The sequence below is a fragment of the Rathayibacter sp. AY1A5 genome, from assembly GCF_002930875.1.
In the GTDB taxonomy this organism is placed as follows: Bacteria; Actinomycetota; Actinomycetes; order Actinomycetales; family Microbacteriaceae; genus Rathayibacter.
Genome location: NZ_PSTM01000003.1, coordinates 13815 through 27337, shown reverse-complemented (window position 1 = coordinate 27337; position 13523 = coordinate 13815). Strand labels below are relative to the sequence as shown.

The following is a 13523-nucleotide window of genomic DNA, read 5'->3' as shown; positions in this document are numbered from 1 at the left end:
GCTCCGCCCGTGCCGTGACCTGGTGGCCGACGGCACGGGCGAAGCGCCCCAGTGGTTCGAGCTTAGTTCTTGGTGATCTCGTAGTAGAGCGGCACCGAGTTCCAGCCGAACTCGACGTTCGACACGCCCTCGCCGTAGCCGCCGGTCACGTTCGCGTACCACAGGGGCAGCGACGGGAGGTCCTTCAGGAGGATCTCCTGGGCCTGCTGGAACGTCGTGTTCGCAGCGTCGGCGTCGGCGTCCGACAGGCCCTGCTGGAGCAGGGTGTCGAACTCGGGGTTCGAGTAGTCGCCGTCGTTGGACGAGGCGCCGGTCACGTAGAGCGGTCCGAGGAAGTTGTAGAGGCTCGGGTAGTCGGCCTGCCATCCGGTCCGGAACGCGGTCTCGATCGAGCGGTCGACGATCTTGGTGCGCGCCTCGGCGAAGGTCGGGTACGCGTCGCCCTCGGCGTCGATGCCCAGCGTGTTCTTGATCGAGTTGGTCACCGCGTCGACCCAGCCCTGGTGGCCGCCGTCGGCGTTGTAGGCGATCTTGAAGGTGCCGTCCCAGGGGCTGATCGCGTCGGCCTGAGCCCACAGCGCCTTGGCCTCGTCGGGGTTGTACTCGAGCACGTCGGCGCCGGAGAGGGCGTCGCTGTAGCCGTCGATCACCGGGGAGGTGAAGTCGGAGGCCGGGGTGCGGGTGCCCTCGAAGATCACGTCGGTGATCTCCTTGCGGTCGAAGGACATCGAGATCGCCTGGCGGCGGAGCTGGCCCTCCTCGCCGTCGAAGTGCGGAAGACGGCCCGGGATGGTGAAGGACTGGAACACGGCCGAGGGCTGGTTCACGGCGCGGTCGCCGAGGTCGCTCTCGAAGGTGCCGAAGGCGGAGTCCGGGATCTGGTCGATCACGTCGACGTTGCCGCCGAGGAGGTCGGCGTACGAGGCGTCCTGGGTGGCGTAGAAGACGATCTTCAGGCCGCCGTTCTGGGCCTCGCGGGGGCCGGTGTACTCGTCGTTCTTGACGAGCTCGATCTGGACGTCGTGCTGCCACGCGTCGTCGCCGTCGAGCTTGTACGGGCCGTTGCCGATCGGGTTCTCGCCGAAGGCGGCCATGTCGTCGAACGCGGCGGCGGGCAGCGGGTAGTACGCCGAGTAGCCGAGGCTGATCGGGAAGTCCGACTGGGGGGACTTGAGCGCGACGGTGAAGGTGGTGTCGTCCACGGCCTTGAGGCCGGTGAGCTCGCTGTCCTCGGTGTCGCTGAAGCCCTCGAAGTTCGAGAAGAACGACGCGCTGAGCTGGTTGTTCGACAGCTTGGCGCCGTAGTTCCAGGCGTCGATGAACGAGCTGGAGGTGACCGGGTCGCCGTTCGTGAAGGTCAGGCCCGACTTGATTGTGATCGTGTAGTTCTGCGCGTCGTCCGACTCGATGGACTCGGCGACGTCGTTCTCGGGGGCGCCCTTGGCGTCGTAGTAGACCAGGCCCGCGAAGATCTCGTCGAGGATCTTGCCGCCGCCCACCTCGTTGGTGTTCGTCGGGATCAGCGGGTTCTGCGGCTCGGAGCCGTTCGTGGAGATGATCGCGGCGGCGTCGCCTCCCGATGCACCTCCGCCCGAGTCGTTCGAGCTGCTGCAGCCGGCCAGGACCAGCGTGCTCGCGGCGACGAGCGCCAGAGCCCCGAATCCGTAACGTCTGATGTTCACTATTCCTCCAGTGATGTGGGGGCGCGCGAGAAGTGGTTTCCCTGACGCGTGGAGTGCCGTGCGCGTGGCGACGGCGGCGGCGCACGAGACTGGTGGCCGTCGCGCGGATGCCTTCAACGAGACTATGTATTCGCCCGCTATCTGCACAAAAGCATGTGGCAACCGTTACACAGCGGTAACCGGGAGGTGGAATCCTTGCGCTGTTCTGCACGAAACGTGCGTACCGGGCGGCCGTCGCGCAACACATCGACTTCAGAGGAGACGCACGGAGTGTCCACGGACCTGTCAGGATCCGCGCCCGGACGGCGCCGGATCCGCATCGAGATCCTGCTGGTCCTCGGGCTCTCGCTGGGCGCCTCCGCGGTCTACTCGGTGGTCTCCATCGCCAACCGGCTCACCCGCTCGACCGCACTGGCCGACCAGACCGCGACGATCAACGGCGCCCTCAGCGACCGCCCGGGCTTCGACCTCGTCTACCAGCTGCTCGCGCTCTTCTTCGACCTGGTGCCGGTGGCCCTCTGCGCGTTCCTGCTCTGGCAGAGCTCGGGCCGTCCGCTCGGGCGCCTGGGGCTCGACCTACGCCGGCCGTTCGCGGACCTGGGGACCGGGACCGTCCTCGCGGTGGCGATCGGCGCGCCGGGCATCGCGCTGTACGCCGTCGGACGCGCGCTGGGCATCACCGTGGCGGTGGTGGCCTCGCCGCTGGACGCGTACTGGTGGACGGTGCCGGTGCTCGTGCTCTCCGCGATCCGGGCGGGAGTGCAGGAGGAGGTCGTCGTGATCGGGTACCTCTTCGCCCGCCTGGGCGATCTGGGCTGGGGGCGGTGGCGGATCCTGGTGACCAGTGCGCTGCTCCGGGGCAGCTACCACCTGTACCAGGGCATCGGGCCCTTCATCGGGAACGTGGTCATGGGCCTGGTGTTCGGACTGTTCTACCAGCGCTTCGGCCGCACCCTGCCCCTGGTGATCGCCCACTCGATCATCGACATCGTCTCGTTCGTCGGGTACCCGCTGGCCGTCGCCCTCTGGCCCGAGCTGTTCGCGCCGCCGGCTCCGCGGACGTGACGTCGGACCGATCGCATCCGAGGAGCCGCAGGACCGCGCCGCGGCTCTCCACTGCCGCGGCGTGACGCCCGCACGGTGGAGCTGCTCGCTCGTCGCTACTCCGTCGAGCCCTGCCTGCCAGCACCTCCACCACGCGTTCCCCACGGTCGGGCTCCCTCGTGCATCGGAGTCGCCGTGCGCCGTTCCCCCCGGATCGGGAGAACTGCGCCCCACTCCGCGCCTGTGCGGGACCGACGGTGTCCGCAGCCGAGGGTGGGAGATGACAGGACGGGCTCGAGGCTCCGTTCCTGCTCTCTCACCCTCGGTTGCGGACGAGCGCGTGCGGGCGGATCAGGCGAAGGCCTCGATGGGCGGGCAGGCGCAGACGAGGTTGCGGTCGCCGTAGGCCTGGTCGATCCGGCGGACCGGCGGCCAGTACTTGCCGCGCACCAGCGAGCGGACCGGGTAGACGGCCTGCTCGCGGCTGTAGGGGTGCGTCCACTCCTCGGCCGTCAGGCACTCCGCGGTGTGCGGGGCGCCGCGCAGCGGGTTGTCGTCCACCGGCCACTCCCCCGCGCCGACGCGGTCGGCCTCGGCCCGGATCCCGATCATCGCGTCGATGAAGCGGTCGATCTCGGCGAGGTCCTCGCTCTCCGTCGGCTCGACCATCAGGGTCCCGGCGACGGGGAAGCTCATGGTCGGGGCGTGGAAGCCGTAGTCGACGAGGCGCTTGGCGACGTCGTCCACGGTCACTCCTGTCGCCGCCGTCAGCGGGCGGATGTCGAGGATGCACTCGTGGGCGACGAGCCCGTTGTCCCCCGTGTAGAGCACCGGGTAGTGCTCGCGGAGGCGCGCGGCGACGTAGTTGGCCGAGAGGACGGCCGCCCCGGTCGCGGCACGCAGGCCCTCCTCGCCCATCATCCGGGCGTACGCCCACGAGATCGGCAGGATGCCGGGGCTGCCGTAGGGAGCTGCCGACACCGGTGCGCCGCCGTGGACGATCCGCTCGCCCTGCGTGCCCACGCCGTGCTCGAGCCGCTGCGCGAGCGGGTGGCCGGGCAGGAACGGCGCGAGGTGCGCCTTCGCGGCGACGGGACCGACGCCGGGACCGCCTCCGCCGTGCGGGATGCAGAACGTCTTGTGCAGGTTGAGGTGCGAGACGTCGCCGCCGAAGTCTCCGAAGCGGGCGAAGCCGAGGAGCGCGTTGAGGTTCGCGCCGTCCACGTACACCTGTCCGCCGGCCTCGTGGACGAGGCGGCAGATCTCGGCGACCTCGTGCTCGTAGACGCCGTGGGTCGACGGGTAGGTGATCATCAGCGCGGCGAGGGAGCCCGCGTGCTCGGCGATCTTCGCCCGGAGGTCGTCCAGGTCGACGTTGCCGAGCTCGTCGCAGGCCACGACGACGACGCGCATGCCGGCGAGGACCGCGCTCGCGGCGTTGGTGCCGTGGGCGCTCGAGGGGATCAGGCAGACCGTGCGGTCCTCGTCGCCGTTCGACCGGTGCCAGCCGCGGATCGCCAGCAGGCCCGCGAGCTCGCCCTGCGAGCCGGCGTTGGGCTGGAGCGACACGGAGTCGTAGCCGGTGAGGTGGGCGAGCCACCCCTCCAGCTGGTCGATCAGCGCCAGGGAGCCCTGCACGTCCGCCTCGGGGGCGAACGGGTGCAGGTCCGCGAACTGGGGCCAGCTGACCGCCTCCATCTCGGTGGCGGCGTTGAGCTTCATGGTGCAGGAGCCGAGCGGGATCATGCCGCGGTCCAGCGCGTAGTCCGAGTCGGCGAGGCGCTTGAGGTAGCGCATCATCGAGGTCTCGCTGTGGTGGCTGCTGAAGACCGGGTGCACGAGGAACGGCGTGCGGCGGTCGAGCTCGGCGGGGATGCTCCGCGCGGAGCCGCTGAGGAAGCCGAACGACGAGTCCAGCTGCCCGACGGCGGTCGCGACGGCGATCACCTCGAGGTCGGTGACCGTCTCGTCGATCGACACCGAGACCGTGTCGGCGTCGACCAGGCGCACGTCGAAGCCGGCCTGGCGGGCGCGGGCGACCGCCGCCTCCGCGCCGCCGGGCACGACGACCGAGACGGTGTCGAAGAAGTCGGCGTGCCGGAGGGAGTGGCCCCGGTCGAGGAGGAGGCGCGCGAGGAGCGCGGCCCGGCCGTGCACGCGCTCGGCGATCGCGGCGAGCCCGTCCGGCCCGTGGTAGACCGCGTACATCGCCGCCATGACCGCCAGGAGGACCTGCGCGGTGCAGATGTTCGAGGTCGCCTTCTCACGGCGGATGTGCTGCTCGCGGGCCTGGAGGGACAGGCGGTAGGCGGGGTGGCCGTCCGCGTCCTGGCTGACGCCGACGAGGCGGCCGGGCAGCTGGCGCTCGAGTCCCTTGCGGACGGCGAGGTAGCCGGCGTGCGGCCCTCCGAAGCCCAGCGGGACGCCGAAGCGCTGCGTGGTGCCGACCGCGACGTCCGCGCCGAGCTCGCCCGGCGAGCGCACCAGGGTCAGCGCGAGCAGGTCGGCGGCGACGACCGCCAGGCCTCCGTGGGCCTTCGCCGCGGCGAGCACCGCCGACGGGTCCCAGAGGTGCCCGGACGCGCCGGGGTACTGCACGAGGGCGCCGAAGCACTCCGGCACCTCCTCCGCGGCGGTGCGCGAGAGCGGGAGCTCGACGATGCGGATGCCGACGGCCTCCGCGCGGCCGCGCAGCAGCGCGAGGGTCTGCGGGAGAGCGTCGGAGTCGACGACGAAGACGTCGGTGCGCGCCTTCGAGGCGCGGCGCGCGAGCAGCATCGCCTCGACGACGGCCGTGCCCTCGTCGAGCATCGACGCGCCGGCCGTGTCGAGGCCGGTGAGGTCGGAGACCATCGTCTGGAAGTCGATCAGCGCCTCCAGGCGCCCCTGCGAGATCTCGGGCTGGTACGGGGTGTAGGCCGTGTACCAGCTGGGGTTCTCGAGCACGTTGCGCTTGATCACGGCGGGGGTGTGCGTGCCGTAGTAGCCGAGGCCGATCATCGGCCGACGCACCGTGTTCCTCGCGGCGAGGGCGCGCAGCTCGGCGAGCGCCTCCGTCTCGGTGGCCGGAGCGGGCAGCACCTGCGGGAGGTCGCGGACGTGGATCGACTCGGGGACGGCGGCGGTGACGAGCTCCTCCACGGAGTCGTACCCGAGAGCCGCGAGCATGGTGCGCTGCGCGTCGGCGTCGGTCCCGATGTGGCGGGACTCGAAGGCGCCGGGGGTCCTGGTGGCCGCCATCTACTCGCCGACCAGCTCGGTGTAGGCGGCGGAGTCGAGGAGGCCGTCGGGCAGGGCGTCGAAGCGGACCCGGATCAGCCACCCCTCGCCGAACGGGTCGGAGTTGACGAGCTCGGGGCTGTCGACGACGGCCGTGTTGGTCTCGAGGACCTCGCCGTCGACGGGGGCGAACAGCTCGCCCACCGACTTGGTCGACTCGATCTCGCCGACGACGCTGCCGCCCTCGACGCGGGCTCCCGCCTCGGGGAGCTCGACGAAGACGACGTCGCCCAGCTTGTCCGCGGCGTAGGCGGTGATGCCGACGGTCGCGACCTCTCCGTCGACCCGGATCCACTCGTGGTCGGAGGTGTACTGCAGCTCGGTGCGCACGGCCATGTCAGTTCTTCTTTCTCGAGTAGAAGGGGAGCTCGGTGACGGTCATCGGGAGGCGCGTGCCGCGGATGTCGACGGCGAGCGCCGTCCCGGGCTGCGCGGAGGCGGGGGCGACGTAGGCCATCGCGATCGGGACGCCCAGGGTCGGCGAGAGGACGCCGCTGGTGACCACTCCGACCTCGTCGTCGCCGGAGAGGACGGTGTAGTCGGCACGGGCGGCGCGGCGGCCCTCGCCGACGAGCCCGACGAGCACGGGAGCGTCTCCGGAGGGACCCTCCTCGCTGGCCGCGCGGCCGACGAAGTCGATCGGCTTCCCGAAGGCGACGACGCGGCCGAGGCCGGCCTGTGCGGGGAAGACGTCGCGGGAGAGTTCGTGGCCGTAGAGCGGCATGCCCGCCTCGAGGCGGAGGGTGTCGCGGGCGGCGAGGCCGGCGGGGACGAGGCCCGCTCCGGCGCCGGTCTCGGCGAGAGCCTGCCAGAGCGTGGGAGCGGAGTCGGGCGAGACGTAGATCTCGAAGCCGTCCTCGCCTGTGTACCCGGTGCGCGCGATCAGGATCGGGTGCGCCTCGAAGGTCGCGGGCACGGCGCGGTAGTAGCGCAGCTCCGCGAGCAGGCGGGCGGCGTCGTCCGTGTCGAGCACCGACTCCGCTCCCCGCTCGGTCTCGACGGCGAGGCCCTGGACGTTCTGCAGGATCTCGAGCGAGCGCGGGCCCTGCAGCGCGATGAGGGCGACGTCGTCGCTCTCGTCGAACAGCTCGCACTCGAACATCGCGGTGCGGTCGCGGAGCGTCTCGACGACGATGTGCCGGTTGGCCGCGTTCGCGACGACCATGAAGCGGTCCTCGCCCGTGCGGTAGACGACGAGGTCGTCGATCACGCCGCCCGTGCGCTCCAGGAGAAGGGTGTACTTCGCGCGGCCGGCGGCGACGGCCGAGATGTCGCTCGCCAGCGCGTAGTCGAGGGCGTCGACCGCCTCGGGGCCGACGACGAGGATCTCGGCCATGTGCGAGAGGTCGAAGAGGCCGGCGGCGGTGCGCACGGCGTGGTGCTCGGCGAGATCGCCGGAGTAGCGGACCGGCATCTGCCACCCGGCGAAGTCGGTGAAGGACGCGCCGGCGGCGACGTGCACCTCGTGCAGGGGCGAGTAGCGGGCTTCGGGGCTGGTCGTCGGGGTCTCGGACATGAGTTCTCCATTTCGTCGCAGTGCTGGACTCGCGCCGCGTTCGCGGCAGAGCACAGCAGTGCCGTGGGAACTCCCCCTCTGTCGTGGAGCCTGAGAGATTCGCGACGCCCCGAGGGGTCGAGCGCTTTCACCATGGGCGGATCCGAGCGGATCGCTTTCCAGAGTGGCCAGTTCGACGCGGTACAAGACCTGAGAGATTGGCGGGGAGGCTTGCTCCTTCGGTGCCGACCGGAGTCGGCTCTCCCGCGTCGCGTATTGCGGCCCGGTATTCGGTTGTGCGGTCAGCCTAGCGGTGAGGGCGGACCCTGCGCGGCGTGTCGCCTCTTCCGCTAGGCGTTCAGGTGTTCGTGACACTAAGGTGATCCCAGCACTTACAGTCGGTGCGACTCTTAGTAGGGACATCGGATGCCGGACGTGCAGCTCGCCGTGTCGACGGTGATCTTCGCCCTGCGGCCGCACCCGGAGACCGGAGCGAGCACCGTCTGGATCCCCGTCGTCCGGCGCATCCGCGAGCCGTTCGAGGGACTCTGGGCACTGCCCGGCGGACCGCTGCATCCGGACGAGGACCTCGCCGAGTCGGCCCGCCGCACTCTCCGCGAGACCACGGGCCTGGCTCCGCGCTACCTCGAGCAGCTCTACGCCGTCGGCGGCACCGACCGCTCCCCCGGTGAGGACCGCGTCGTGTCGATCGTCTACTGGGCGCTCGTGCGCTCCGCCGAGGCCGACGAGGCCATCGTGGGAGAGAACGTCGCCTGGCTCTGCACCGATCTGCCGCTCGAGCTCGCCTTCGACCACGGACTGATCGTCGACTACGCCCTCTGGCGCCTGCGCAACAAGATGGAGTACTCCCGCATCGCGCAGGCCTTCCTCGGCGGCGCCTTCACCCTGTCCCAGCTGCGGGAGGTCCACGAGGCCGTCCTGCAGAAGCCTCTCGACCCGGCCAACTTCCGCCGGACGATCGAGAGCTCCGGCACCGTGGTGCCCACCGGGGAGCGCCTGACGGGCACCCGCCACCGTCCCCCGCGCCTCTACCGCTACGACGAGTCGGCGGCGCTCGTCGACAACGGCCCGCTGCCCGTCTGAGCGCGCCGCCCGACTCCCCCACCCGCCTCACGAGGAGAACACCGTGACATCCGTCGACAGCACCATCCGGCTCATCGAGGGCGGCTCCGCGCCCGGCGCCACCTGCGCGCCCGAGCTCGCGGAGGCCCCCTGGTCGTTCGACCTCGGCTTGCCCGCCTACGGGCCCGGCGCCTCCCAGGCCGACCCGATCCCGGCCGACGCCCCGGTCCAGGGACGTCTGCCGGAGGAGTACACGACGGCGAGCGCCGACGAGCTGCACCACCGCATCCTCGCGGCGAAGGAGACGCTCGGCGAGCGGGTCGTCGTGCTCGGGCACTTCTACCAGCGGGACGAGGTGGTGCAGTACGCCGACTACGTGGGCGACTCGTTCCAGCTGGCGAAGGCGGCGACGAGCCGGCCCGACGCCGAGGCGATCGTCTTCTGCGGCGTGCACTTCATGGCGGAGACGGCCGACATCCTCTCCGGTCCGGAGCAGGCCGTGATCCTCCCGAACCTGGCGGCCGGCTGCTCGATGGCGGACATGGCCGACATCGACTCCGTCGAGGACGCGTGGGCCGAGCTCACCGAGCTCTACGGCACCGAGCCGGACGCCGACGGCCGCGTGCCGCTCGTCCCGGTCACGTACATGAACTCCTCCGCCGCGCTGAAGGCGTTCTGCGGCCGCAACGGAGGCGTGGTCTGCACCTCCTCGAACGCGGCGACCGTGCTCGAGGACGCGTTCGCGCGCGGGCAGCGGGTGCTGTTCTTCCCCGACCAGCACCTCGGCCGCAACACCGCCAAGGCGATGGGCGTGCCGCTGGAGCGGATGCCGATGTGGAACCCGCGGAAGCCGCAGGGCGGCTCCGACACCGCGACGCTCCTGGACGCGCAGGTGATCCTCTGGCACGGATTCTGCTCGGTGCACAAGCGCTTCACGACGGCCCAGATCGCGAAGGCGCGCGCCGAGCACCCGGGCGTGCGCGTGATCGTGCACCCGGAGTGCCCGATGGCGGTCGTCGACGCGGCCGACGAGTACGGCTCGACCGACTACATCGTGAAGGCGATCCAGGCGGCACCCGCGGGATCGACCTTCGCGATCGGCACCGAGATCAACCTGGTGCAGCGCCTCGCCGTCCAGTACCCGCAGCACACGATCTTCTGCCTCGACGACGTGGTCTGCCCCTGCTCGACCATGTACCGCATCCACCCCGGCTACCTCGCCTGGGTGCTCGAGGGACTGGTCGCGGGGACGGTGCTCAACCGGATCGAGGTCGCGGAGTCGGTGCAGGCCGAGGCGCGCATCGCCCTCGAGCGGATGCTCGCGGCCGTTCCGCCCGCCGGGCCGGCGGCGGTCTGACATGGCGCGGGTCGTCGTCGTCGGCAGCGGCATCGCCGGGCTGGTCGCCGCGCTGACGGCGCAGCGCCGCCACGAGGTGCTGCTCGTCACCAAGGGCGCGCTGGCGGAGTCGTCGACGCGCGCCGCGCAGGGCGGGATCGCCGCGGTCACGGCGCCGGGCGACTCCGTCGCGCTGCACGTGGAGGACACGCTCACCGCCGGTGCGGGCCTCGCCGTGCGCTCGGCGGTCGAGGTGCTCTGCGCCGAGGGGCCGGAGGCGGTCGCGGTGCTGCAGGAGTGGGGCGTCGGCTTCGACCGCGAGGGCGGCGAGCTGGCGCGGGGACTCGAGGGCGCCCACTCGCGTCCGCGGATCCTGCACGCCGGCGGCGACGCGACGGGCGCCGCGATCGAGGCCGCGCTCGTGGCGGCGGTGCGGGGCTCGTCCGTCAAGGTGCGCGAGCACGCCGCCCTGGTCGACCTGGTGCGGGAGGGCGGCTCGGTCACGGGCGCCGACGTCCTGCACGACGGCGTGCTCGAGCGCCTGACGGCCGACGCGGTCGTGCTGGCCACGGGAGGCGCCGGGCAGCTCTACCGGCACACCACCAATCCGTCCGTCGCGACCGGGGACGGGCTGGCCGCCGCACTGCGGGCGGGAGCGGAGACGGCGGACCTGGAGTTCTACCAGTTCCACCCGACCACGCTCGCGCTGCCGGGCGGCTTCCTCGTCTCGGAGGCGGTGCGCGGCGAGGGCGCGGTGCTGCGCGACGCCGCGGGCGAGCGGTTCCTGGTCGGGGTGCACCCCGAGGCCGAGCTGGCGCCGCGCGACGTCGTGGCGCGCGCGATCGCGGAGCGGATGCGGCTGCAGGGCGGGCTGCCCGTGCACCTGGACGCCCGGGCGATCGACCCCGAGGTGCTGGCGAAGAGGTTCCCGACGATCTCGGCGGCCTGCCGCGAGAACGGGCTCTCGCTCGCCGACGACCTGCTGCCCGTGACTCCGGCCGCGCACTACTGGATGGGCGGGATCGCGACCGACCTGGACGGGCGCACCAGCCTCCCCGGGCTGCTCGCAGTGGGCGAGGTCGCCCGCACCGGCGTCCACGGTGCGAACCGCCTCGCCTCCAACAGCCTGCTCGAGGGCGTCGTGTTCGCGCGCCGCGCGGCGCTCGCCCTCGACTCCCTCTCCTGGAGCGGCGGCCCGGTCGCGCCTCCCCGCGCCGTCGTCCCGATGACGCTCGACCGCACCGCTCTCCAGGACGCGATGTGGGCGGGAGCCGGCCTCTCCCGGGACGCGGCGGGGCTCACAGCGGCGCGCGACGCGCTCGTCGCCTCCGCCTCGCCCGCTCCGCTCGGACTGAGGACGCTCGAGGACGCGAACCTGCTGACCTGCGCCCTCGCTCTCATCGACGCCGCGACCGCGCGCACGCACTCCGTCGGCGCCCACCACCGCACCGACTCCCCCGACCCCGCGACGGCGAGCGCCGCCGCCCCCACCAGAGAGGCGGCCCTTCCGTGCTGACCCGCCAGAGCATCGACCGCGTCGTCACCCTCGCCCTCGAGGAGGACGCGCCCTGGGGCGACCTGACCTCCGACACCCTCCTCCCCGCGGACGCCACCGCGAGCGCAGCCCTCGTGGCCCGCGAGCCCGGCGTCTTCAGCGGCGGCGCCGTCCTCGTCGGCACGATGCGGCAGGCCGACTCCCGGATCCGCTGCTCTGTGCTCGTGGAGGACGGCGCGGTCTTCGAGGCCGGGCAGACCCTCGCCCGGATCGAGGGCCCCGCGGGCGGCGTGCTCCGCGGCGAGCGCGTCGCGCTCAACCTCGTGCAGCGGATGAGCGGCATCGCCACCCTGACGGCGCAGTACGTCGCCGCGGTGGAGGGAACGCGCGCCCGCATCGTCGACACCCGCAAGACCACGCCGGGTCTGCGTGCGCTCGAGAGGCACGCCGTCCGCAGCGGCGGCGGCCGCAACCACCGCTTCTCGCTCTCGGACGCGGTGCTGGCTAAAGACAACCACCTCGCGGTGCTCGCCGCGCGCGGGATCGACCTGACCGCGGCCCTGCGGGCCGCGCGCGCCTCGATCCCGCACACGGCGCACCTCGAGGTCGAGGTCGACCGGCTCGACCAGATCGAGCCCGCGCTGGCGGGAGGCGCGGACACGATCATGCTCGACAACTTCACCCCCGAGCTGCTCCGCCAGGGCGTCGCCCTCATCGGCGGGCGGGCCGTGGTCGAGGCGAGCGGCGGCGTCGACCTCACGACCGTGCGCGCGATCGCGGAGGCGGGAGTCGACGTGATCTCCGTCGGCGCGCTCACCCACAGCGTCCGCTCGCTCGACCTCGGCCTGGACATCGCAGTCGAGTGATCTACCTCGACCACGCCGCGACCTCGCCCGTGCGCCGCGAGGTGCTGGAGGCCATGTGGCCGTTCCTCACCGCCGAGTACGGCAATCCGTCGAGCAGCCACTCGCTCGGCGACGCCGCGGCGCGCGCGCTGGAGGCGGCGCGCGCTCACGTGGCCCGCTTCCTCGGCGGCCGCGCCTCCGAGACGCTCTTCACCTCCGGCGGCACGGAGTCGATCAACACGGCGGTCAAGGGCCTCGCGCTGGGATCGCCGCGCGGACGGCACCTGGTGATCTCAGCGCTCGAGCACGAGGCGACCGTCGAGTCGGCCGACCACCTCCGGCGCCTGCACGGCTTCGAGGTGTCGACGGCCCCCGTCGACGCGACCGGCCTGCTCGACCTCGACGCGCTCGCCGCGCTGGTCCGGCCGGACACCGCGCTGGTCTCGGTGATCGCGGCGAGCAACGAGATCGGGACGGTGCAGGACGTTCCGGCGATCGCGGCGCTCTGCCGATCGCGGGGCGTGCCGCTGCACGTGGACGCCGTCCAGGCCGCCGGCTGGCTGGACGTCGCGGGCTGGGGCGCCGACGCGGTCTCGGTCTCGGGGCACAAGCTCGGGGCGCCGAAGGGCGTGGGGGCGCTGCTGCTGCGCAGCCGGCTCCCGTTCGAGCCACTGCTGCACGGCGGCGGCCAGGAGCGGGAGCGGCGCTCGGGCACCGAGAACGTGGCCTTCGCGGTCGCGCTCGGCACCGCGGTGCGCCTGCTCGACCCGGACCGCGCGGCGCGGGTCGGAGCCGTCCGGGACGCGTTCGCCGAGCGGGTCGCGGCCCTGGCGCCCCGGGCCGTGCCGCTGGGCTCCGCGGCGCACCGGCTCCCCTCGATCGCCGCCTACGCCGTCCCCGGGCGCAGCGGCGAGTCGACGCTCCTCGAGCTGGAGGAGCGCGGCGTCGTCGTCTCGAGCGGCTCGGCGTGCGCCGCCGGGCGCGACGAGCCCTCGCCCGCGCTGCTGGCCCTCGGCCTCGACCCCGACGTCGCCCGGACCGCCGTGCGGTTCAGCTTCGGCGAGGGCGCCACGCTCGAGGAGGCCGACGCCGCGTCCTCCGCGCTCTGCGCGGTCCTCGCCTGAGACCGCTCGCAGCGGATCCCCGTCGATCGGGAATGTCCGGGGCGTCCGCCGCTGTTCTCCCTCCGTACCCCGCATCCGCGCCCGCGAGTCGAGCCGTCGATGCGCCCTTCACACCGATCCCCCTCACGACCGGAGAACAC

10 protein-coding genes and 1 riboswitch are annotated in these 13523 nt (G+C 72.5%); of the genes, 6 read left to right on the top strand and 4 right to left on the bottom strand.

What is annotated here, in order from left to right; translation table 11 throughout:
- Window positions 1-62: 62 nt before the first annotated feature.
- A complete protein-coding gene (locus C5B98_RS02545) occupies window positions 63-1682 on the bottom strand; it encodes an ABC transporter substrate-binding protein (RefSeq protein ID WP_104315220.1) in 1620 nt (539 codons plus the stop codon).
- 270 nt (window positions 1683-1952) lie between these two features.
- Here C5B98_RS02545 and C5B98_RS02540 point away from each other — a divergent pair, with 270 nt between their 5' ends.
- Window positions 1953-2747, top strand: a complete 795-nt coding sequence (locus C5B98_RS02540) for a CPBP family intramembrane glutamic endopeptidase (protein ID WP_258059269.1) — start codon at window positions 1953-1955, stop codon at window positions 2745-2747.
- A gap of 330 nt (window positions 2748-3077) precedes the next feature.
- Here C5B98_RS02540 and gcvP read toward each other — a convergent pair whose 3' ends face one another.
- The 3 genes from gcvP to gcvT are packed head-to-tail and all read right to left on the bottom strand — an operon-like array spanning window position 3078 to window position 7521.
- Window positions 3078-5966 carry an aminomethyl-transferring glycine dehydrogenase gene (gene gcvP, locus C5B98_RS02535; RefSeq protein ID WP_104327260.1) on the bottom strand — a complete coding sequence of 963 codons (2889 nt, stop codon included), beginning with the start codon at window positions 5964-5966 and terminating at the stop codon, window positions 3078-3080.
- On the bottom strand, window positions 5967-6341 hold the full coding sequence (gcvH, locus tag C5B98_RS02530; RefSeq protein ID WP_104222971.1) for a glycine cleavage system protein GcvH: 375 nt from the start codon (window positions 6339-6341) through the stop codon (window positions 5967-5969).
- Window position 6342: 1 nt separating this feature from the next.
- Window positions 6343-7521 carry a glycine cleavage system aminomethyltransferase GcvT gene (gcvT, locus tag C5B98_RS02525; protein WP_104222970.1) on the bottom strand — a complete coding sequence of 393 codons (1179 nt, stop codon included), beginning with the start codon at window positions 7519-7521 and terminating at the stop codon, window positions 6343-6345.
- Between the two features lie 168 nt (window positions 7522-7689).
- A riboswitch (glycine riboswitch) is annotated at window positions 7690-7777 on the bottom strand.
- 149 nt (window positions 7778-7926) lie between these two features.
- Here gcvT and C5B98_RS02520 point away from each other — a divergent pair.
- From C5B98_RS02520 to C5B98_RS02500, 5 genes are read left to right on the top strand one after another with little or no spacing between them, the layout of a single operon-like run.
- Window positions 7927-8604, top strand: coding sequence for an NUDIX domain-containing protein (locus tag C5B98_RS02520; protein WP_104222969.1), 678 nt, complete (start codon window positions 7927-7929; stop codon window positions 8602-8604).
- A gap of 43 nt (window positions 8605-8647) precedes the next feature.
- Window positions 8648-9940, top strand: a complete 1293-nt coding sequence (gene nadA / locus C5B98_RS02515) for a quinolinate synthase NadA (protein WP_104222968.1) — start codon at window positions 8648-8650, stop codon at window positions 9938-9940.
- Window position 9941: 1 nt separating this feature from the next.
- A complete protein-coding gene (nadB, locus tag C5B98_RS02510) occupies window positions 9942-11435 on the top strand; it encodes an L-aspartate oxidase (protein WP_104327259.1) in 1494 nt (497 codons plus the stop codon).
- Complete coding sequence (nadC, locus tag C5B98_RS02505) at window positions 11429-12280, top strand: carboxylating nicotinate-nucleotide diphosphorylase (protein WP_104222966.1); 852 nt, start codon at window positions 11429-11431, stop codon at window positions 12278-12280. Before nadB ends, nadC begins: the two co-directional genes overlap by 7 nt.
- On the top strand, window positions 12277-13383 hold the full coding sequence (locus C5B98_RS02500; RefSeq protein WP_104222965.1) for a cysteine desulfurase family protein: 1107 nt from the start codon (window positions 12277-12279) through the stop codon (window positions 13381-13383). The genes nadC and C5B98_RS02500 overlap by 4 nt, the downstream gene beginning before the upstream one ends.
- Window positions 13384-13523 lie beyond the last annotated feature (140 nt).